This is a genomic window from Pontibacillus sp. HMF3514 (assembly GCF_009858175.1).
Classification (GTDB): domain Bacteria; phylum Bacillota; class Bacilli; order Bacillales; family BH030062; genus Pontibacillus.
On the sequence record NZ_CP047393.1, the window covers coordinates 2,982,251 to 3,003,807 of the forward strand.

Here is a 21,557-nt window from a genome sequence, read left to right on the forward strand (position 1 = left end):
GTTCTTTTTTTACGCTTTAATATAAGTTTCACCATTGTAAAGGGTTAAAGTATAAGAAAAGACATCGATTTCGCCAATTTTGGCGATAACCGTGTTTTTCTAGTGTTTCATACTCCTCTTTCCTTACATATTTCCCTATTATCCGCACAACCTATTCCTAAAAGGGGGATTTCAGATGCCTTTAACAACCAAAGATCAAATGAACGTGCTGTATGATTTATTGAGTGAGCATGCAGAGGAATGTTGTGGAAGTGTCTCGGAGTATCAACAAATTCAACGCTTAGCAAGGTCTTTATTATCAAAAAAAGCCATCAATAATGATGACTTTTTACAGATTCTACCGCAAATATACGATTATGGGCGTGATGGTGAAATATCTGATAATGATTCCAACTACGTTACTTCGAATCAAGCCCAGCTAAATGAATGGATGAACTCCATTCAAAATACTAATTATTAATCATTCCGACTTTCAGCATGAGCCGCTTAAGATCTTCTAACCATCGAGCGGCTTCTTTTTCTTCTAAACGACTTTTGTGCCATTGAATAAACGAAATCGTTTGCGCAATGATATACCAATGCATACGAACTAGTAAGTCTTCATGCAATTCCACACCATACGTTTCAAGCCAATCTCCCCACTCTTCTTCAGGGATATACCAATGCAAGATCATTCCTAAATCCATCGCTGGATCGGCAACCATCGCATTGTCCCAATCAATAAGGTACAATTGTCCAGCTGTTGTTAAAAGCCAATTGTTATGATTCATATCACAATGACACACAACTTTACGCTGATTTTGAACGTAAGGCAATTGATTGTCTAAATAACGAAGACATTGATGAACCTCTATCTGCGTATTAACGAAGCTTAATTCTTGCTCTTGCGACTTCAGGTCTTGAAGAAGTGTTTCAGGCTCTAATGGCTTTTTTCCCATTCTCATCAGCAAGTCTAATAGTTCTGAAGAATGGTGGATTTTACTCAACAGTTGGGCAACTCGTGGGTGCTTAACTTCTTCAGGTGATAATTCGCGCCCCTCTAGCCACTGTTGGGCCGTAATTACGTCACCATTTTCCATACGTTTCGTCCATACGAGTTTTGGCACAATGCCTTCAGCTGACAATACAGCTAAAAAGGGTGAGGAATTTCGTTTAAGAAAAAGGCGTTTGTCATCACGTTGTGCATAGTAAGCTTCTCCTGTTGATCCGCCCGCTGGTGTTATTGTCCAATCTTGTCCGAGTATCTGTTCCAACCAATTCACCTTCAATTCCTCAAATCTTTGTTGGGTTATATCTAATTAGAAAGGCGCAAGCGCCCGTTTAGCAACGAAGGGACTGGACTGAGTCTGTAGTGAGATAAAGGAAACACAAATTGTGAAGCAATTTGATGTTGACTTATCGCACGGAGAAAGTATGATCGACTAAGTTCGTCACGTCCTGTGACAAAGTCGATCTAACCCACGTCGTGTGGGCCCATGTCCCTTCGTTGCTGGGCGCTGGAGCTAGACATCTATGCGCCTACATTTTATACTTTCTCTATTTTTTCGAAGAAAAACACAAAATTCATCCAGTAAACTTTAATGTTTTTCTATAATGTTATAGTCGTTGTAATAAAGGTATGATTAAGTATACCTTATTTTCATATAAAACTCATTACGTGTTATTCGTGTTTTTTTAATTAGTACTTTTGTACTATTTAGTGATGCAAATCTTACTTCTTTTGTTATTCAAGAGAAAAAACACACGACAATAGATTAACTCAAAATGCACTCAAAATTCAAGGCAATTCCATTATTTCTGTTTTGATCAAAATTGAAATATCTTTCTTGAAAAAGATTCCTTCTCAATTACACATTTCTGACACTTTCCAGTTTGGCCATCAACATGATAAGAAATTGACTTGTTTCCATTAATGGACAGAGAGCTCGCCTTTAATACGGTTACTTCATTATATTTGATGTGGCCTCCCCAGAATACGGATAGAAAAACCGCTAACACCTTCCATTTTGAGATATTCTCTATTATTAATACATGAAACGAATCTTTGGTCATTTTAGCACTCGGAATAACTTTCATTCCTCCACCGTAATAACCATGTACACCCGTTGTAATCATCCAGACATTAGATAATGTTCTTCTTTCACCATCAATGGTCAGTTCAACTTCCTTCGGCTCAAATTGAAATATCGTCTGAACTAATGCGATTGCATAGGCTAAGGAACCTAAACCGAGCTTATTAAGCCATTTTTTATAGGTTGACCGATTCGCACGTTGAGCAATTTCTGCATCAAAACCAAATCCAATATTACTTGCGAAAACTCGACGATTGGAAGGCTTTCGTTTATCCGTTAAATAGGAACCACACCAGTAGGGTTTAGCATAAGATCTCTGTACAATATCCTGAAATAATTTCACCGGCTTTTTCTTACTGTTCGTTCCACGAGCGAAATCATTTCCTGAACCAGCAGGAATATATGCAATTGGTACGGAAGGAATATTTTTGAGACCATTCACAACCTCATGCATTGTGCCGTCTCCCCCAACTGCTATGATGCACTTTACTTTTTCATTATAAATCTCCAAAACATGCTTTACCAATTCTTCAGCATGGCCTTCATATTTCGTAAAAAAAGATCTACAATCTTTTTGTTTAAATAACGGGTCTTTTTGAAGCTTTTTTAATACCTTTAATGAGCGTCCATTACCCGCTTCAGGGTTTACAATTAAAATATACATGAATTTATTTCCCTTCGTACCTAAACCATATTATTTAGCAAAAACATCTATATCTATTATACTAGTATAAAAGGAGTGATAAAATGGCGACTGATTGTCAGGCGTGTGGTACCTCAGTTAACATGCCCGAAAAAGGTTATGTAATCGTTCGACCCACCCAAGACATAGAGAACTGGATAGACTCTATTTATCTTGATCTTATTCAAAAAGAAGATATGATTTATATTTATCACTATCAATCTTTTCAAAGCTTATTACCTACATTAGAAAACCTTTTAGAAAAGGATCTCCATGATCATTGGCTTCATTTAACTGATGAGGATCGTAGCTATTCATTTCCTATTACGATCCAACATTTATATGAGCGTATAACGAACCCTGAGTTAGTAGAAATTATCTATCAAGGTAACTTTACGTCCTTCTTACAACCAATCATTCACATGCAAAATGGTGAAGTTTATGGATATGAAGCATTATTAAGGACTAAAGATCAAAAAGTATCACCTGGAGAATTATTTCCTTTTGCACAAAGAGCTGGCCTTCATTCAATGCTAGATCAAAAAGCTCGTGAAGAAGCTGTAAAAGCAAAAGCAAAACATATACCAAAGGGACAAAAATGCTTTATTAACTTTCTGCCTTCAACGATCTATGTTCCAGAATATTGCTTAAGTCATACATTTCATATTGTCTCTAAGTATAATGTGAACCCAGAAGATTTAGTTTTTGAGGTTGTAGAAACTGAAGAAATTACAAATGTAAAACACCTTCATGATATTTTTAAAACCTACCAAAACTACGGAATGAATGTAGCGCTAGATGATGTTGGTTCTGGTTACAGCACGATCGAAATGTTCCAATTACTTCATCCTCACATTGTAAAAATTGACCGTTCTTACATACAAGATTGCCATCTCTCAGATGAAAAGCAATCCTTTCTAATAGAAGTGATTGATCGGGCAAAACAGCTAAATATTAAACTATTAGCAGAAGGTATAGAAACAAAGGATGAGTTTGACTGGTTACATGAAGCTGGAATTGACTATGGTCAAGGTTATTATATTGGTAAGCCAGACCATATACCTTGTAAAGAGCCTGTTCTACTTTAGATCATATCATCATCGTCGTCCCATTCAGGCCTTTTGACAGAAGTTGTTTGACTGTGACTTAATAAAGCTCTTATGGCCTTCAATTGAATAGACTTAATAGGCGAAAGATAGCTTCTCATATGCTCAAACCATTGTTGGTACTCTGCCGCCCCTATAAACTCTGTTAAATAGGGTTCAGTTTGAGCTTCAATGTTATGGTTGGGAGCTAACACAAGTTGTTTAATCGGAAAATCGACATCATGAGCCTGTAGGATATTTCGTACAATGCGATATGTTCTTTTTAATGATACTAACGGACTTAAAAATTCACTGCGAATTAGATTATGCTCCTGATACCAAGTACGATCATCTCCTGCAATGATATCAGCTCCTTGTTCTCTTTCCAGAATCTTAATGCAATAGATTCCTTGAGGGTGAATTAGGAGATGATCCCCTTCAACCGGGGCCTGTTTCAACCTAAAAATCGGTGCATACATAAAGAGAAACGTATCAGGAAATCGTTGTAAGAAGTATTTCAATGTTTCATCCTCTTTATATATATCGTCAAGAAAGGACATTTCTCGAATGGTCCTCGACGCCCATTTTAGCTGAAAGGGATACATACCATTTAAAAAGTATTGTTTTAGCTCTAATTCAGTAGTTGGTACGCCATCTTTAAATATAAAAGATTCCAAGTCTTGCTCATTTGTATGATAATATCTTGGATTTCCAGAAGAATACTCTCTCCATAAGTGTTTCATCTTCTTCCAATTTTCTTTTTTTAATCGAATAAACTGTGCAGGATAACGAAAAGGGTCTGTCTCATACCTCGACGCATAATCCTGCAACTTAATTAATTGTGCCATTGATTCCACCTCATTTATTGCCTTGTAGAGGAAAACGTTGAATAGCTTCATATTTTTGATTCGATTTTGGATGAATTTTAAACAGTGTAAAATGATCGACTGTTATACTATCCACCCTATTCAAATGATCATATAAAGCTTCTAGTTTTTGATCAAGTTCCTTATCCCCTCTCCATTTTTTCGCTAATGTAATGTGAGGATTATAAGATCTCTTTTCAGGAGGAAAACCTAAGTTTTCGCATGCAACCTCAACTTCTTTTTGAAGCGCTAAAAGTTGTTGATGTTTCTCAGCTCCTGCCCATACCACTCTTGGTTGATGGGGGTTGCCAAAATGACCTAGTTCCCCAATTTTGATTTCAAATGAAGAGACTTGGATATCTTTGAGGTTTTCTCTTAATAAATGTATATTGTCTTCCTCCACAGCCCCTAGAAATTTCAATGTAATATGAAAATCCAACTCATGTGTCCAAACACCATAGGACAGATCTCTTTTCATTTGTTCCTGCCATTCTTTTAACCATGTACGTACATGCTCAGGCAAAGGAATTCCAATAAAATAATGTGAACTCATCTTTACACTCCTTCATACGATGTATTCCTTATAGGGGATTGCTTCATTGCTTCTTTCCGTACAACTAAAATTAAAACCATCCCTAGTAATGTCATACATGAGAAAAAAGCATACATCCAAAACACATTTAATACATCTAAAAGGATACCAGCTATAAATGTGAAGAAAGCATTCCCCATTCCATTACCGACTGCAGAATAAATTCCGACTGCAGTAGCTTGTACCTCTTTAGGTGCTGTTTGTCTTACAAATAGCAGAGCTGCGGGAATGTATAAACCTACAGAAATACCTTGAGCAATCGTCGTTGCATAAACCAGAGTGACATTAGGATCAAAAAAGTAAAATAACCATCTAGCAAACGAGATGAACGCACATAATAGCATTACAGGTATAACATCTAGACGGTTAATAATTTTTTGTGAGAGCTTCATAAACGGCGCTTCACTACCAGCCGCTAATAAAAATGCAATTCCTACTCCTGATAACGTACCGCCTACTGCTAAAATGAACTTACCAAAATAGTAATTGTTTGCTAGAACGGGTCCAAATATTAAGAAATTCGAACATAAGAAAATTAAAAAAGTCTTCTCTTTCATTAAGGTTTTAAATCCTTGTCGAAAATCAATTTGGACAGACTGACCGCGCTTCGGAAATGAGGTTAGAGCAAACACTGATAAAAGCATTCCTAAGCTAAAAGCGTAAAAGATCCACGTAAGCGATCCTGTCATATCGGTAATGTTTCCGACTACAAATACGGCTAACGCAAATCCAAGCGCTCCCCAAAGCCTTATATTCCCGTACTCTTTATCAAATTGCTGCACAAAATGTAGGGATAAACTATCTGATAATGGGACAATAGCTGATTGAAATAAAGCTACTCCAATAATGCCTAGAAATAAAAGAAGAAAACCATCTAACCAAGTGTAAAGCAAGGACATAATCCCAGCCATTACACCTGCAATCAATAAGAGTTGTCGTGGTTTTCTTGTATAATCACTAAGCATCCCCCAGACAGGTTGCAGGAAAATAGTTACTAATGGGATAGCTGCTACAATCATACCGATCTGTGTGTTATTCAGGTGTTTTTCGTTCTCTAAATATACCGATAGTAAAGGGAATAGTGATCCAAAGCCAAAAAACGTGAACAGGTAAAAGGCTTGGAAATAGCGATACGTTTTCTCTGAGTTTCCTACATTCATGTGTTCTAAATCCTCTCTAAGATGTATTACGTTGTGATAAGCTCATAAATGGCTTCAGCGTAAATATATGCCGCTTCCATAAGGTCGTTAATTAAAACATGCTCATCTGCATTGTGTGCTGTATCAGGACTATGAGAGAACATCGCACCATAGGCAACTCCCTGATTTAGGGCTCTAGCATAAGTCGCTCCACCAATTGAAAGGGGTTCTGCCTGTTCATTAGTGTTTCGATTATAGATATCTAGAAGTTTTTCTACGAAAGGATGATCTTTGGCCATATGAATAGCTTCTAAATGCTCAATTACATGAATACGTGCATCTTGATCAATCATATTGTTTTCGAATATTTGGAACCATTCTTGGAAGTTTTTCGTCACAGGATATCGAATATTTAGACCTAAAGTTAAGTCCTCACCTTTTAACTCGGCTGTTCCTACGTTAACCGTTAAAGGTCCTGAAACTTCATCCTCACAGGTGATGCCTAACCCTTCACCTCGACTATTTTGAAAAGCATCATCAATCCAATTCAACACGGACAATATAGAATTCGAGAGTGGTAATTCTTTTAAAAATGACACGATACCAAAGAAAGCATTATGACCATTGTTCGGTTCCATTGCATGGGCTGACTTTCCTGTAATTGTAATATGGATTTTGTCTCCGTCCATATGTACAGTTCCATCGTAAGGAGTTTGTTGGATAAAGTCTTCAAATAAAGAAACAGGATCACCTTCTCCATCCCATTTCAGAGAAGCTTGCGCTCGATACGGAACCATATTGAGCCGCTCTCCACCTTGAAGATGTAACAATTGAGCTGTAGCACCAGATTGGTTCATATCAAGCGTTTTTGTAACGTTTAAATCAATTAAACCTTTTTCAGCATGAATGACAGGGAACTTGGCATCAGGTGAAAAGCCTACCGAAGGCATTTCTTCTTTATCGAAATAATGTTTCATACAACCCCAGTTTCGTTCTTCATCTGTACCAAGAATTAAACGAACTCGCTTTTGAGGTTCCACTCCAAGATCTTTCAACCATTTCATAGCTAAAAAGGCAGCCATCACAGGCCCCTTATCGTCCTGAGCCCCACGCGCAAACAGCTTCCCATCTTTCACTACAGGCTCGAATGGACCATTTGTCCATCCCTCACCAGGAGGCACAACATCGAGGTGACCAAGAATACCGATTAATTCCTCTCCTTTGCCCCACTCAATGTGTCCTGCGTATCCATCAATATCATTTACTGAGAAACCTTCTTCTAATCCTAATGAAAGTGCATACTCCAAGGCTTTCTGAATGTTTTCTCCATAGGGTGCTCCCTCTCTTATCGAAGTTTCGTCATATGTACTAGGTATTTTCAGGAGCTCTGTTAAGCGATCAAGATAATAGGGTTGTAATTCATTTAATTGCTCTTTTGATAAACTTTTGTTCATGATTCATACTCCTTTAGAATTTGTTGATAAGTCTCTGGGTCACATATGGCATACAGTTTAGCCTCTAAAGGAATAGGTTTATCAAGCATTCGATTGACTCCTAAATCTTGACGGTCTGCAATAAGCGTAGCTCCTTTTTCAAGTAGATCATTAAATGCATCACGATACGTTTTCCAAGTTGGTTGAAGAGGGATATGATAAAGGTCATCACCGTGTGAGCGACGCATAAGCTGTCCGTATATACTAGAGATTCCTCTTGTAAATGCAGATCGTACTGCAAGAGATGAAATGGTCTCATGAGAAAATATAAATTCATCAATTTGTGCATGTTCAAAGTTTTTAATATGATCTTCCTCCATCACTTCAACGACTGTATGTACATGAGATGTCATCGATTCAACTGTTGAAGCGATTAACAGAGTCTTTCCATCGATCAACTGGTTATCGTGGATCTTTTCATCAGCAAAGATCAAGACAGCTTTCGCTTTTTCTACATTCGCTTTGTCTAATGTTTCTTTTGAGGATGCATTTCCACGTATGTAATGAATATTCTCTTCTAAGAGTGGTGCTTTTTCCAATTCGTCTATAATAATAATTTCAGAATCAGGATGCGTTTCAATAATTTCTTTTACTGCATATTGTGATTTTTTTGACCAGCCAATAATAATGTAATGATTCTCTTCTTTGTACACGATATTTCCTTCCTCCCTCTTTTTACGAAACATAGAAAGACCTTCGACAACTTTACCTATAACAACACCAATTAACCCGATACCCACGATGTATAGGAACATGGCAATAAGTCGCCCTCCTACTGAAACGGGCGAAAAATCCCCATACCCTACGGTTGTAACAGTTGTCATCACCCACCAAAAGCCATCAAAGACCGTTGGAAATGTTTCTGGTTCTACTAAAACAATTAAGATTGAAGACAAAGCAATGAGTAGTGTACTACTAATAAATAAAACCCGATTGTTCATTTTAATCATACGTAGCAATACTTTTCTTACAAAAATCATAACATCCTCCTTACTAGAATATGAATAACATGAATTCTCTGTAAATTTTAATGGATTTACTAGTTATTATACAACGAAATGTAGTAAAATTGACTTAACTTCCAAGATTCACGCACCACAACTCAAACAATCCCTAAGGAGTGGTTTTTTGAATCGTTCAACATCCCGAATGCTTAGCCGTGTTAAATCGATCTATTTATTTATTAGTGAGAACGGGACCGTAACAACGACTTCATTATCAGAGGAGTTTGGCATAACAGCTCGAACTGTTCAGAGAGACCTGCATGTGTTGCAATACAATGGACTCGTCACAAGTCCGTATCGTGGGAAGTGGACGACTACAGAGAAAAAAGTGAAAATATCATAGTAAAACGAATCACAAGGAATACTTATAAGAGTTATATAAAAACCCGGATTTGCTCCGGGTCTTTTTTTGTGTGCAATTTTCATGTTGTTTAATTAGTTTTTATGAATCCTCAGTTTTCTCCTGCCCTACACTATATAGAAACTCAATTTCCTCATCATTCAATTCACGATACTCTCCAGGCTCTAAATCATTATCAAGTTCTAATCCCGCCATACTTAACCTCTTCAGGAATGTCACACGTTTATCTACACTCTCAAACATTCGTTTCACCTGATGAAATTTACCTTCTGTAATAACAAGTTCAATTTCAGAGGTTGCTCCAGACTCAAGAATTTCTAATTCAGCTGGCTTGGTTTTATAACCATCATCTAGTGTTACACCTTTCTGAAAAGCATCTTGATCCTTTTCTGTTACCTCGCCATCTATCACAGCATAGTAGCGTTTCCCTACACCTTTTTTGGGAGATAACAACTGATGCGTGAGCTTTCCATCATTTGTTATCAATAAAAGTCCTTCGGTATCTTTATCGAGTCTCCCAACTGGGAAAGGTTCAAAAATTTGATCTTCTGGTTGCAAGATATCAATTACGGTCATATCACTCGCATCCTCTGTTGCTGAAATAAGACCTTGAGGTTTATTCATCATGATATAAATAAATTCTCGATATTCAACAGGTTCACCATGTACGGTAATCTCCTGTTCGTCTGGATTCACATGTGTTTTGGCATCTTTTATAGAGCTTCCATCCACTCGGACAACACCAGACTTTAATAACTTCTTTACTTCCTTCCGGGTCCCGAAGCCCATATTCGCTAAAACTTTATCGATTCTCACAACACGTTCCTCCTAATTTTTCTTTCTTTTCAAGAACCGATCGAGTACAGAAACTCGACCTCCTAATACACGCTCAAGCAGTGTTGTTTGATAGGTTAACCATAAATAGAATAAACCACCCACACCTGCACTAATAAATAACACCATTACAGCTGCAAAACGACCTTCTTCATAGCTAAGACCCACTATGCCAAGTAGCCACTTTGTAATACTTACAACGATCACCATAGCGAATGTGAGTATTAAAACTAATAAAGATCGCTTCAATAAAAGTCTATAAGGGAATGAAGCTGCAGCACGGATTTTCCAGAGGTTTAAAAGTACAGCTGTAATAACAGCTAACCCAGTACCAAATATGGCTCCCTTTGCACCAAATAAATGGATTAATGGAATGTTTAATGTTGCTTTAATTAGAAGCCCAGCTCCTAAACTAATCACAGCAAAACGTTGCTGATTGATCCCTTGTAAAATGGACGATGTTACTGTAAATAATCCATAGAAAAGAGCCACTGGTGCATACCAAGCTAATAAAGACCCCGTTAATGGGAGGTTGGTTCCGTCTACACCATAAAATGTTGCATAAGCTTCATAGGATAAGAGTGACATCCCAACTACTGCAGGTAAAATGAGCAAAACAATAATTTGCAGCGCTTGGTTAATTTGTCGATAAAGCTGCTTATGAGAGTCCTCTGTATAAGACTTCGTAATGGCTGGTAATAATGCCAAAGAAAGTCCTGTAGCTAGTGTCACTGGAATGATAACAAGTTTATGGCCATACAAATTGATAGCAGCATAAGCTGTTTCAGTGATATTCCCTAAACCTATATCAGCCATTGTTCGATTAAATGTAAATTGATCAATGAGTTGATAAAGAGGAGTAGCAATCCCTACAAGAACAAAAGGGCCTGCGTAGGCAAGTAGTTCTTTGTATAAATCTTTCATGGGAATGTTATAGCTTGTTTCCTGCTGTTCAACCTGGCTGTCTAGGTAAGGCTTACGCTTCCTCCAGTAAAACCAAAGTACCCCAACAGAAGCAATAGCACCAATAAAAGCTGCAAAAGAAGCAAACCCGACGGCTGTAGCATTCGAACCGTCATACACTTCAATTACTAAGAAAACAGCTATTAATAAAAAGGCTATACGTACAATCTGTTCAATTACTTGTGATACTGCAGTTGGTGCCATGGATTCATATCCTTGGAAAAATCCACGAACAATACTCATTGCTGGTATAATCAATAGAGCAAAACTGATCATGCGGATAACCATGGCCACATCTTCAATAGAGTTCCCCTTCAGTTGATCCGTAACAACAAGAGGTGCAATCGCACCAGCACTAAAATAAAGAAGTAGGAAAGCTAAAACTCCAGTTATGGACATGAATTGCAACCCGGACTTAAACATTCGCCGTCCCGTTTCATAATCCCCTAACGAGTTATATCTCGAAACAAATTTTGAAACAGCTAGCGGGACCCCTAGAGTTGAAAAGCTAATTAAGATATTATAAGGGGTGTATGCGTAGGACAACAATGCTCCACCTGTCTGTCCTACAAAGGATTCAAACGGGATCACGTAGATCATCCCTAAAAACTTTGATAAAAATGTTGCCGCTGTTAGCAACATTGTACCTTTTAAAAATTTCGAAACTGCCATATTTTCACCTGCATTTATTTGTAGAGTACAACGCATCTATTTTATCATAGATAAAGTGCATTCCGATTTCATTCTGATTACAAAATCAGATTTATTGAGCTAAAGTGGTCTACACTCGCTTAAGCAAATAGAAATTTGGAGCCAACAGGAACTGTAGCTCCAACGTACAATTTCCTATGCAATTAGAAGGGACGATTCAAAAACATGTATGATGTTACCGTAATTGGAGGAGGCCCCTCCGGATTAATGGCAGCCATTGCTGCTGCAGAACAAGGAGCCAATACATTACTCATAGATAAAGGTAAAAAACTTGGAAAGAAGCTAGCCATATCAGGTGGCGGACGTTGCAATGTTACCAACAATCTTCCCCAAGATGAAATTATTAAGCATATTCCAGGGAATGGTCGCTTTTTATATAGCGCTTTTTCTGTGTTTAATAACTACGATATTATGGAATTTTTTGAAAACCTAGGTGTAGCTTTAAAAGAAGAAGATCACGGGCGTATGTTTCCCGCAAGCAACAAAGCAAAAGACGTTGTAAATGCTTTGCTCACTCGATTAGATGAGTTAGGCGTAACTGTAAGGAAAAGCACAGACGTCAAAACAGTTGATTATGGGGACGAGCATCATGAGATTCAATTGAAGTCTGAGGAAACGATCCAAACCAAATCGGTTGTGATTTCAGTTGGAGGTACATCCGTCCCTCATACAGGGTCTACTGGCGATGGTTATGCTTGGGCTGAGAAAGCAGGTCACACTGTAACTGAGCTTTATCCAACTGAAGTACCTCTTATTTCTCAAGAACCATTTATTCAGGATAAACGTTTACAAGGTCTCTCCTTAAGAAATGTTGCGTTATCCGTATTAAATCCAAAAGGAAAAACAATCATCACACATCGCATGGACATGCTATTTACACACTTCGGAATTAGCGGCCCCGCTGTTTTACGTTGTTCTCAGTATGTAGTAAAAGAGTTTCGAAAAGGTAATCGTCCAGTGAATATGGTGATTGATAGCTATCCTGACCATAAAGAACATGAACTTTTAGAAGAAGCGCGTACCTTGTTAAACGAACACCCAAGAAAAAACGTTAAAAACATTTTAAAAGGATGGGCGCCAGAGCGATTCTTGGATCTCCTATTCGAACGTAATGAAATTGGTTTAGAAGATCGTGCTGCCAACACATCTCTTGAAAAACTTCGCGGTTTTGTTCATGACCTGAAACAATTTACATTTGAAGTTCATGATTCTCAGTCCATTGAAAAAGCATTCGTAACTGGGGGAGGCGTTTCTGTTAAAGAAGTAGTCCCTAACACGATGGCTTCCAAAGTTATGCCTAGATTATTTTTCAGTGGAGAAATTCTTGATATCCATGGTTACACAGGTGGCTACAATATTACCTCTGCCCTTGTAACCGGAAGAATTGCAGGCATATTTGCAGCTTACGATTCATTTGGTTAAATTTTCTCTTGAAAAACAGGTTTTTTTATGCTGTTTATTTATCTTTGAAGGAAATCCGTGTTATAGTATCTAATTAGGAAGAATGAAGGCAGCAATAAAGGGTATAGATAAGAAATAATCATTTACCCAATCAAAATTATACAAAATGTATATAAGCTTACATTGACTAGGAAGGGGAATTATACATGTCAGATGAAAATATGAAAGACAGCATCATTGATGCAGCCTTTACGAAGAAGAATGAGGAAGAAAGTGTAGAACAACCAGAGAAACCAGAAGTTAGTGAAGAAAATAAAGCTAAATTAGGCGACGTCGTAACTTTCCAGCGTGACGGTAAAGACCTTAAAGGCGTAGTTACTTCCGATAAATTAGAGAACTCTGTAGTTGTAGATATGACAATCATGGAAGATTTCAAAGAAAAAGATCTCGACTTTGAAAAAACTGTAGTTCGCCACGGGAAATATACGATTCAAGAACGTGCTGAAGAGAGTGAATAATTAAGAGAAAAACCGAGCTTCTTATAAAAGAAGCTCGGTTTTTTCTTGCTATTTTTTATGACATCCACTTCGGTGGGGTATTTTTGTCCCAATAAATTTCGCCAATTGGGTGATGCTCTTCAAAGGCATCTTGACTTAAGTGGTAGTGGAAATTAAACCAATATCCTTCCCCTGGTCGCTTATCCCGACGCACATGAAATCGAGCTAATTCTTGGTTTGAACGCTCATCATACAAACTAAAAATTTGCTCTCCATAACCTGCTGAAGGTTCTTCAGAGATACTGTAATAAGGTACTTCATCATCACTAGCTTGCGCTAAAATCGATTGAACAACATCTTCAATATTCGGTAAAATGTCTTTTTCAAAATCAACTTCCACTTTTTCAAAAATTCTAGGCCCTAATTTAGATACGGTTTGTTCTTTTGCTTGCTCTGTTATTGCACTTATATAAAATTCAGTAGAAGGAGGCTCTATATCATTCTGAGGTTCTTCTTCAATCGTGATATCTATAGGATCAGACGGTGTTTCCTTACCAGTAGAAATCGAATCATTATCTAAATTGCGTTCAGGTGAAATAACTTCATTCTTATCAGCCGCCTCTGCATCGAGATGGGTCGGCGGTATATATAACCCTAAGGTTAATATCGCAACAAATACAACGAATATTTTTCTGAACCAAGGTTTCATAGTGTAGCTCCCCTTATATGTACTTATTTAAATTCTACCACTTTTATTAAATCTGTCTATGAAACTATTGGATCTTTTTCAGAGTATTTCGTGAATAAAATCTCACCATCCATCTATAACAAAAGTACTTAAAAAGAGCCTCCTTTCATTGGAGGCTCTTCTTGTTTATCTACTTTTATTTAACTTCCTCAGGCACTTGTAACCCAAGTGCTTTAGCTACGCGCTCACCATAATCTGGGTCAGCCTTGTAGAAGTGTTTAATCTGACGAAGTTTAATTTCTTCTTTTCGCACTTCTTTCATAGAACCTACGATGTTGGATACCAGACGTTGTTTCTCATCTTCACTCATTAATCTATAAAGATTTCCTGGTTGAGTGTAATGGTCGTCATGATCATATGGTGTGCTATCTGCCAAGCCAGATACGGGATACGGCTGTTGTTTAGCTGCAGGATCTTCTACTGGGCGATCATAGCTATTAGGTTCATAGTTTTTGGAGCCACCACCATTATCATCAAAACGCATAGCACCATCACGTTGATAGTTATTCACTTCAGCTTTTGGACGGTTAACGGGTAGCGTTTCATAGTTTGCGCCTACACGATATCTATGCGCATCCGCATAAGCAAACAGACGACCTTGAAGCATTTTATCTGGAGAAACATCAATTCCAGGTACAAAGTTACCTGGGCTAAATGCCGCTTGTTCAATCTCCGCAAAATAGTTCTTCGGATTACGGTTTAACACCATTTTACCAACTTCAATTAGTGGATAGTCATCATGTGGCCAAACTTTTGTTACATCAAATGGATCATTGTTATATGTCTCTGCATCTTCTAGAGGCATAATCTGTACATACATTGTCCAAGATGGATAATCTTCTTCTTCAATCGAGTTGAATAGGTCTTCTGTTTTGTAATCCGGATTTTCTCCTGCTATTTTAGTCGCCGTCTCATCATCTAGTGTTTTATAACCTTGATCTGTTCGTATGTGATACTTAACCCAAACAGATTCACCATCTGCATTTGTCCACTTAAATGTATGACTACCGTAACCATGCATGTGACGATAAGTCGCTGGCACACCACGATCAGAATAAAGAATGGTTACTTGGTGTAGTGACTCTGGAGATAATGACCAGAAATCCCAAGCCATATCCGGATCTTTTAAGTTCGTTTGTGGATCACGTTTTTGTGTATGAATAAAATCAGGGAATTTAATAGCATCACGAATAAAGAATACAGGAGTATTATTACCTACTAGGTCGTAGTTACCTTCGTCTGTATAAAATTTAAGTGCAAAACCTCGCGGATCTCGAGCTGTGTCAGCAGAACCTTTCTCCCCTCCTACAGTAGAGAAACGAGCAAGCATCTCTGTTCTTTTACCAACTTCAGATAGAAAGTCTGCTTTTGTATATTTAGAAACGTCGTTTGTAACTTCAAAATAACCGAATGCTCCAGCACCTTTAGCATGTACAACACGTTCAGGGATACGTTCACGGTTGAAGTGGGCTAGCTTTTCTAACAAATGAACATCTTGAATCATTGTAGGTCCACGATAACCAGCAGTAATGGAATTTTGATTATCACCAACAGGAATTCCAGCTTCAGTAGTTAAACGTTTTTTGTTACTCACTATGTAACAACTCCTTTAATAAATTTAAGGTCCTTTAATCTCTTATTCTAATAATTCCGAATATTAAATTCGTTTGTTTTTAATAATTATTATAATAAGAGAACTTATTTAAAAGTATAGTTTATTTATAAAATGATTACAAATGATAAGCTCTTTCAATTATAGAAAATAATACATTAGTTTATTCCACTTATTTCATCTAAATAAACCCTACCTTTAAGGTTCATCTACATAACTCTTTGATCCAATTACATACAATGAAAAGAAGGTAAAGTATTATTCAATTTGTTTCTACAAATAAAAATTAATAAAACACAAAAAACCCCAGAAGAACGAATTCTTCTGGGGTTTCAAATGTGCTTGGCGGCGTCCTACTCTTGCGGGGGCGAAACCCCGACTACCATTGGCGCTGAAGAGCTTAACTTCTGTGTTCGGCATGGGAACAGGTGTGACCTCTTCGCCAAAGCCACCAAACCTATATAGTTGAAGGATATACCTTCAAAACTAGATAAGAGACATCGTAACGTTTTTTCAATAGAGATAGATAAGTCCTCGATCGATTAGTATCAGTCAGCTGCACGTGTCACCACGCTTCCACCTCTGACCTATCAACCTTGTCGTCTACAAGGGATCTTACTCACTTGAAGTGATGGGAAATTTCATCTCGAGGGGGGCTTCATGCTTAGATGCTTTCAGCACTTATCCCGTCCACACGTAGCTACCCAGCTGTGCTCCTGGCGGAACAACTGGTGCACCAGCGGTGTGTCCATCCCGGTCCTCTCGTACTAAGGACAGCTCCTCTCAAATTTCCAACGCCCACGACGGATAGGGACCGAACTGTCTCACGACGTTCTGAACCCAGCTCGCGTACCGCTTTAATGGGCGAACAGCCCAACCCTTGGGACCGACTACAGCCCCAGGATGCGATGAGCCGACATCGAGGTGCCAAACCTCCCCGTCGATGTGGACTCTTGGGGGAGATAAGCCTGTTATCCCCGGGGTAGCTTTTATCCGTTGAGCGACGGCCCTTCCATTCGGTACCGCCGGATCACTAAGCCCGACTTTCGTCCCTGCTCGACTTGTAGGTCTCGCAGTCAAGCTCCCTTGTGCCTTTGCACTCTGCGAATGATTTCCAACCATTCTGAGGGAACCTTTGGGCGCCTCCGTTACTTTTTGGGAGGCGACCGCCCCAGTCAAACTGCCCACCTGACACTGTCTCCGGGCCGGATCACGGCCCTGGGTTAGAATGTCAGTACAGCCAGGGTAGTATCCCACCAATGCCTCCACCGAAGCTGGCGCTCCGGTTTCCAAGGCTCCTACCTATCCTGTACAAGCTGTACCAACATTCAATATCAGGCTACAGTAAAGCTCCACGGGGTCTTTCCGTCCAGTCGCGGGTAATGCGCATCTTCACGCATAGTATAATTTCACCGGGTCTCTTGTTGAGACAGTGCCCAAATCGTTGCACCTTTCGTGCGGGTCGGAACTTACCCGACAAGGAATTTCGCTACCTTAGGACCGTTATAGTTACGGCCGCCGTTTACTGGGGCTTCGATTCAAAGCTTCGCAAGAAGCTAACTCATCCTCTTAACCTTCCAGCACCGGGCAGGTGTCAGCCCCTATACTTCACCTTACGGTTTCGCAGAGACCTGTGTTTTTGCTAAACAGTCGTTTGGGCCTTTTCACTGCGGCTCCTCCTTATGAAGGAGCACCCCTTCTCCCGAAGTTACGGGGTCATTTTGCCGAGTTCCTTAACAAGAGTTCTCCCGATCACCTTAGGATACTCTCCTCGTCTACCTGTGTCGGTTTGCGGTACGGGCACCACTTTCCTCGCTAGAGGCTTTTCTTGGCAGTGTGAAATCAGGGACTTCGGTACTATAGTTCCCTCCCCATCACAGCTTGTGTTTGATGCACGGATTTGCCTATGCATCACACTCACTGCTTGGGCGCGCACATCCAATGGCGCGCTTCCCTTATCCTACTGCGTCCCCCCGTTGCTCAAACGGAAAGGAGGTGGTACAGGAATATCAACCTGTTATCCATCGCCTACGCCTTTCGGCCTCGGCTTAGGTCCCGACTAACCCTGAGCGGACGAGCCTTCCTCAGGAAACCTTAGACTTACGGTGGAAGAGATTCTCACTCTTCTTTCGCTACTCATACCGGCATTCTCACTTCTAAGCGCTCCACCAGTCCTCACGGTCTGACTTCACAGCACTTAGAACGCTCTCCTACCATTGTTCAAAGAACAATCCGCAGCTTCGGTGGTATGTTTAGCCCCGGTACATTTTCGGCGCAGAGTCACTCGACCAGTGAGCTATTACGCACTCTTTAAATGATGGCTGCTTCTAAGCCAACATCCTGGTTGTCTAAGCAACTCCACATCCTTTTCCACTTAACATACACTTAGGGACCTTAGCTGGCGGTCTGGGCTGTTTCCCTTTCGACTATGGACCTTATCACTCATAGTCTGACTCCCAAAGATAAGTCGATGGCATTCGGAGTTTGACTGAATTCGGTAACCCGATGAGGGCCCCTAGTCCAATCAGTGCTCTACCTCCATGACTCTCACTTTGAGGCTAGCCCTAAAGCTATTTCGGAGAGAACCAGCTATCTCCGTGTTCGATTGGCATTTCACCGCTACCCACACCTCATCCCCGCACTTTTCAACGTGCGTGGGTTCGGGCCTCCAGCCAGTGTTACCTGGCCTTCACCCTGGACATGGGTAGATCACACGGTTTCGGGTCTACGACCACATACTCAAATCGCCCTATTCAGACTCGCTTTCGCTGCGGCTCCGTTTCTTCAACTTAACCTTGCATGGGATCGTAACTCGCCGGTCCATTCTACAAAAGGTACGCCGTCACCCATTAACGGGCTCCGACTACTTGTAGGCACACGGTTTCAGGTTCTATTTCACTCCCCTCCCGGGGTGCTTTTCACCTTTCCCTCACGGTACTGGTTCACTATCGGTCACTAGGGAGTATTTAGCCTTGGGAGATGGTCCTCCCGGATTCCGACGGAATTACACGTGTTCCGCCGTACTCAGGATCCACTCCGGAGGGAACAAGATTTTGATTACAGGGCCGTTACCTTCTTTGGCTGATCATTCCAGATCGATTCATCTATCTTGTTCCTTGGTAACTCCAAAGGAGTGTCCTACAACCCCAGAGAGCAAGCTCTCTGGTTTGGGCTAATTCCGTTTCGCTCGCCGCTACTCAGGAAATCGCGTTTGCTTTCTCTTCCTCCGGGTACTGAGATGTTTCAGTTCCCCGGGTCTGCCTTTCTTAACCTATGAATTCAGTTAAGAATACCACCCCATTACGGGCGGTGGGTTTCCCCATTCGGAAATCTCCGGATCATAGCCTGCTTACGGCTAACCGAAGCATATCGGTGTTTGTCCCGTCCTTCATCAGCTCCTAGTGCCAAGGCATCCACCGTGCGCCCTTATTCACTTAACTATCTCAAGTTAGTTGCCAGATGAGCGAATATCATCTGGTGTGAATGAAAAAATTGACGTTGGTTTGATGTCTGATTCTTATCTAGTTTTCAAGGTACATGACTTTGAGGAATTTGATTCCTCAAAACCGAACGAAACGAAGCATGTTACGTGAACGCAGTAACACTGCGTTTTCCGTAGTTATCCTTAGAAAGGAGGTGATCCAGCCGCACCTTCCGATACGGCTACCTTGTTACGACTTCACCCCAATCATTGGCCCCACCTTCGGCGGCTGGCTCCAAAAAGGTTACCTCACCGACTTCGGGTGTTGCCAACTCTCGTGGTGTGACGGGCGGTGTGTACAAGGCCCGGGAACGTATTCACCGCAGTATGCTGACCTGCGATTACTAGCGATTCCGGCTTCATACAGGCGAGTTGCAGCCTGCAATCCGAACTGAGAATGGTTTTTTGAGATTTGCTTGACCTCGCGGTCTCGCTGCCCTCTGTACCATCCATTGTAGCACGTGTGTAGCCCAGGTCATAAGGGGCATGATGATTTGACGTCATCCCCGCCTTCCTCCGGTTTGTCACCGGCAGTCACCTTAGAGTGCCCAACTGAATGCTGGCAACTAAGATTAGGGGTTGCGCTCGTTGCGGGACTTAACCCAACATCTCACGACACGAGCTGACGACAACCATGCACCACCTGTCATTCCGTCCCCGAAGGGAACTCCCTATCTCTAGGGATAGCGGAAGATGTCAAGACCTGGTAAGGTTCTTCGCGTTGCTTCGAATTAAACCACATGCTCCACCGCTTGTGCGGGCCCCCGTCAATTCTTTTGAGTTTCAGCCTTGCGGCCGTACTCCCCAGGCGGAGTGCTTAATGCGTTAACTTCAGCACTAAGGGGCGGAAACCCCCTAACACCTAGCACTCAACGTTTACGGCGTGGACTACCAGGGTATCTAATCCTGTTTGCTACCCACGCTTTCGCGCCTCAGCGTCAGTTACAGACCAGAGAGCCGCCTTCGCCACTGGTGTTCCTCCACATATCTACGCATTTCACCGCTACACGTGGAATTCCGCTCTCCTCTTCTGTACTCAAGTTCCCCAGTTTCCAATGGCCCTCCACAGTTGAGCTGTGGGCTTTCACATCAGACTTAAGGAACCGCCTGCGCGCGCTTTACGCCCAATAATTCCGGACAACGCTTGCCACCTACGTATTACCGCGGCTGCTGGCACGTAGTTAGCCGTGGCTTTCTGGTTAGGTACCGTCAAGGTACCAGCATTTCCTCTGGTACTTGTTCTTCCCTAACAACAGAACTTTACGATCCGAAGACCTTCATCGTTCACGCGGCGTTGCTCCGTCAGACTTTCGTCCATTGCGGAAGATTCCCTACTGCTGCCTCCCGTAGGAGTCTGGGCCGTGTCTCAGTCCCAGTGTGGCCGATCACCCTCTCAGGTCGGCTACGCATCGTTGCCTTGGTAAGCCGTTACCTTACCAACTAGCTAATGCGCCGCGGGTCCATCTGAAAGTGACGGCAAAAGCCGCCTTTTACGTTGGAACCATGCGGTTCCAACGATTATTCGGTATTAGCCCCGGTTTCCCGGGGTTATCCCGATCTCTCAGGTAGGTTACCCACGTGTTACTCACCCGTCCGCCGCTCGATCCACAACAATCACCCCGAAGGGATCATGTTGTTTCACGCGCTCGACTTGCATGTATTAGGCACGCCGCCAGCGTTCGTCCTGAGCCAAGATCAAACTCTCCATAAGAGTTCGCCTTTGCATCAAAATGATGTCTGGCTTTTTAAAATAAAAAGTAATTCATTGACGTAACATGTCGTTTCGTTCAGTTTTCAAGGATCAAATGTCATTAATCGACGGTAAATAAATTCTATCATGTCTATTAACAAAAAGTCAATAAAAACTTTAGAATATCTTAATATTTTTGTCGAAATATGTCGTCTCTGCGACAGCAAATTCTATATTACACCCTTCACCTCTTATGGTCAATGGGTTTTGAATATTTTCTTTTAAAATATTAATCTTCTATTACTATATTATATTCATCAATAGAT

At 40.7% G+C, this 21,557-nt stretch carries 15 protein-coding genes, 3 rRNA genes and 1 pseudogene; 5 read left to right on the plus strand and 14 right to left on the minus strand.

The features are described 5' to 3' along the window. The first annotated feature begins 175 nt into the window (after positions 1-175). Positions 176-460: a YtzH-like family protein gene (locus tag GS400_RS15310; protein ID WP_160103214.1), complete on the plus strand. Its 285-nt coding sequence runs from the start codon at positions 176-178 to the stop codon at positions 458-460. On the opposite strand, the gene GS400_RS15315 is transcribed toward GS400_RS15310, so the two are convergent. Both GS400_RS15315 and GS400_RS15320 read right to left on the minus strand, forming a co-directional pair. Further along, complete coding sequence (locus GS400_RS15315) at positions 450-1,253, minus strand: phosphotransferase family protein (RefSeq protein WP_160103215.1); 804 nt, start codon at positions 1,251-1,253, stop codon at positions 450-452. The two genes, GS400_RS15310 and GS400_RS15315, sit on opposite strands and share 11 nt — an antisense overlap. Positions 1,254-1,806: 553 nt before the next feature. Then, positions 1,807-2,736, minus strand: a complete 930-nt coding sequence (locus GS400_RS15320; RefSeq protein ID WP_160103216.1) for a diacylglycerol/lipid kinase family protein — start codon at positions 2,734-2,736, stop codon at positions 1,807-1,809. Positions 2,737-2,819: 83 nt separating this feature from the next. On the opposite strand from GS400_RS15320, the gene GS400_RS15325 reads away from it, so the two are divergent. Continuing rightward, a complete protein-coding gene (locus GS400_RS15325; RefSeq protein ID WP_160103217.1) occupies positions 2,820-3,842 on the plus strand; it encodes an EAL domain-containing protein in 1,023 nt (340 codons plus the stop codon). Here the strand turns inward: GS400_RS15325 and GS400_RS15330 are convergent. Genes GS400_RS15330 through GS400_RS15350 form a run of 5 tightly spaced genes read right to left on the minus strand, consistent with a single transcriptional unit; the run spans position 3,839 to position 8,909 of the window. Then, positions 3,839-4,687 (minus strand): nuclease-related domain-containing protein, encoded by an 849-nt coding sequence (locus tag GS400_RS15330; RefSeq protein ID WP_160103218.1) that lies wholly within the window; start codon positions 4,685-4,687, stop codon positions 3,839-3,841. The genes GS400_RS15325 and GS400_RS15330 overlap by 4 nt on opposite strands. A 10-nt stretch (positions 4,688-4,697) precedes the next feature. Further along, a complete protein-coding gene (gene thpR, locus GS400_RS15335) occupies positions 4,698-5,258 on the minus strand; it encodes an RNA 2',3'-cyclic phosphodiesterase (RefSeq protein WP_160103219.1) in 561 nt (186 codons plus the stop codon). 2 nt (positions 5,259-5,260) lie between these two features. Continuing rightward, positions 5,261-6,457 carry an MFS transporter gene (locus GS400_RS15340; protein ID WP_160103220.1) on the minus strand — a complete coding sequence of 399 codons (1,197 nt, stop codon included), beginning with the start codon at positions 6,455-6,457 and terminating at the stop codon, positions 5,261-5,263. A 26-nt stretch (positions 6,458-6,483) separates the two neighbouring features. Beyond that, a complete protein-coding gene (pepV, locus tag GS400_RS15345) occupies positions 6,484-7,890 on the minus strand; it encodes a dipeptidase PepV (RefSeq protein WP_160103221.1) in 1,407 nt (468 codons plus the stop codon). Beyond that, entirely contained in the window at positions 7,887-8,909 is a 1,023-nt protein-coding gene (locus tag GS400_RS15350) for a potassium channel family protein (protein WP_160103222.1), read from the minus strand. The genes pepV and GS400_RS15350 overlap by 4 nt, the downstream gene beginning before the upstream one ends. Positions 8,910-9,057: 148 nt before the next feature. Between GS400_RS15350 and GS400_RS15355 the strand changes: the two genes are divergently transcribed. Next, the gene (locus GS400_RS15355; protein ID WP_160103223.1) at positions 9,058-9,276 is read left to right on the plus strand and encodes a DeoR family transcriptional regulator; all 219 of its coding nucleotides are present in this window, start codon (positions 9,058-9,060) and stop codon (positions 9,274-9,276) included. A gap of 99 nt (positions 9,277-9,375) precedes the next feature. On the opposite strand, the gene GS400_RS15360 is transcribed toward GS400_RS15355, so the two are convergent. Continuing rightward, the gene (locus tag GS400_RS15360; RefSeq protein ID WP_160103224.1) at positions 9,376-10,110 is read right to left on the minus strand and encodes a pseudouridine synthase; all 735 of its coding nucleotides are present in this window, start codon (positions 10,108-10,110) and stop codon (positions 9,376-9,378) included. Positions 10,111-10,122: 12 nt separating this feature from the next. Continuing rightward, entirely contained in the window at positions 10,123-11,763 is a 1,641-nt protein-coding gene (locus tag GS400_RS15365; RefSeq protein WP_160103225.1) for a putative polysaccharide biosynthesis protein, read from the minus strand. A 204-nt stretch (positions 11,764-11,967) separates the two neighbouring features. Here GS400_RS15365 and GS400_RS15370 point away from each other — a divergent pair, with 204 nt between their 5' ends. Both GS400_RS15370 and GS400_RS20500 read left to right on the plus strand, forming a co-directional pair. Then, a complete protein-coding gene (locus GS400_RS15370) occupies positions 11,968-13,224 on the plus strand; it encodes a BaiN/RdsA family NAD(P)/FAD-dependent oxidoreductase (protein WP_160103226.1) in 1,257 nt (418 codons plus the stop codon). A 296-nt stretch (positions 13,225-13,520) separates the two neighbouring features. Further along, positions 13,521-13,721, plus strand: a pseudogene (locus GS400_RS20500) (DUF2187 family protein); the annotation flags it as partial. A gap of 55 nt (positions 13,722-13,776) precedes the next feature. Here GS400_RS20500 and GS400_RS15380 read toward each other — a convergent pair. From GS400_RS15380 to GS400_RS15400, 5 genes are all read right to left on the minus strand, one after another. Further along, entirely contained in the window at positions 13,777-14,409 is a 633-nt protein-coding gene (locus GS400_RS15380; RefSeq protein ID WP_160103227.1) for a YpjP family protein, read from the minus strand. 175 nt (positions 14,410-14,584) lie between these two features. Further along, on the minus strand, positions 14,585-16,042 hold the full coding sequence (locus GS400_RS15385) for a catalase (RefSeq protein ID WP_201450112.1): 1,458 nt from the start codon (positions 16,040-16,042) through the stop codon (positions 14,585-14,587). 358 nt (positions 16,043-16,400) lie between these two features. Beyond that, positions 16,401-16,516 (minus strand): 5S ribosomal RNA (gene rrf, locus GS400_RS15390). Positions 16,517-16,582: 66 nt separating this feature from the next. After that, positions 16,583-19,500: ribosomal RNA gene (locus tag GS400_RS15395) — 23S ribosomal RNA — on the minus strand. 189 nt (positions 19,501-19,689) lie between these two features. Next, a 16S ribosomal RNA gene (locus GS400_RS15400) occupies positions 19,690-21,252 on the minus strand. The 16S, 23S and 5S rRNA genes sit together here, the layout of an rRNA operon. Positions 21,253-21,557: the final 305 nt, after the last annotated feature.

Bases quoted from the DNA above. Each gene is read 5' to 3' on its own strand.
- GS400_RS15310 (WP_160103214.1), top strand. From the start codon at position 176: ATGCCTTTAACAACCAAAGATCAAATGAACGTGCTGTATGATTTATTG.
- GS400_RS15320 (WP_160103216.1), bottom strand. From the start codon at position 2,736: ATGTATATTTTAATTGTAAACCCTGAAGCGGGTAATGGACGCTCATTA.
- GS400_RS15325 (WP_160103217.1), top strand. From the start codon at position 2,820: ATGGCGACTGATTGTCAGGCGTGTGGTACCTCAGTTAACATGCCCGAA.
- GS400_RS15330 (WP_160103218.1), bottom strand. From the start codon at position 4,687: ATGGCACAATTAATTAAGTTGCAGGATTATGCGTCGAGGTATGAGACA.
- thpR (WP_160103219.1), bottom strand. From the start codon at position 5,258: ATGAGTTCACATTATTTTATTGGAATTCCTTTGCCTGAGCATGTACGT.
- GS400_RS15340 (WP_160103220.1), bottom strand. From the start codon at position 6,457: ATGAATGTAGGAAACTCAGAGAAAACGTATCGCTATTTCCAAGCCTTT.
- pepV (WP_160103221.1), bottom strand. From the start codon at position 7,890: ATGAACAAAAGTTTATCAAAAGAGCAATTAAATGAATTACAACCCTAT.
- GS400_RS15350 (WP_160103222.1), bottom strand. From the start codon at position 8,909: ATGATTTTTGTAAGAAAAGTATTGCTACGTATGATTAAAATGAACAAT.
- GS400_RS15365 (WP_160103225.1), bottom strand. From the start codon at position 11,763: ATGGCAGTTTCGAAATTTTTAAAAGGTACAATGTTGCTAACAGCGGCA.
- GS400_RS15370 (WP_160103226.1), top strand. From the start codon at position 11,968: ATGTATGATGTTACCGTAATTGGAGGAGGCCCCTCCGGATTAATGGCA.
- GS400_RS15380 (WP_160103227.1), bottom strand. From the start codon at position 14,409: ATGAAACCTTGGTTCAGAAAAATATTCGTTGTATTTGTTGCGATATTA.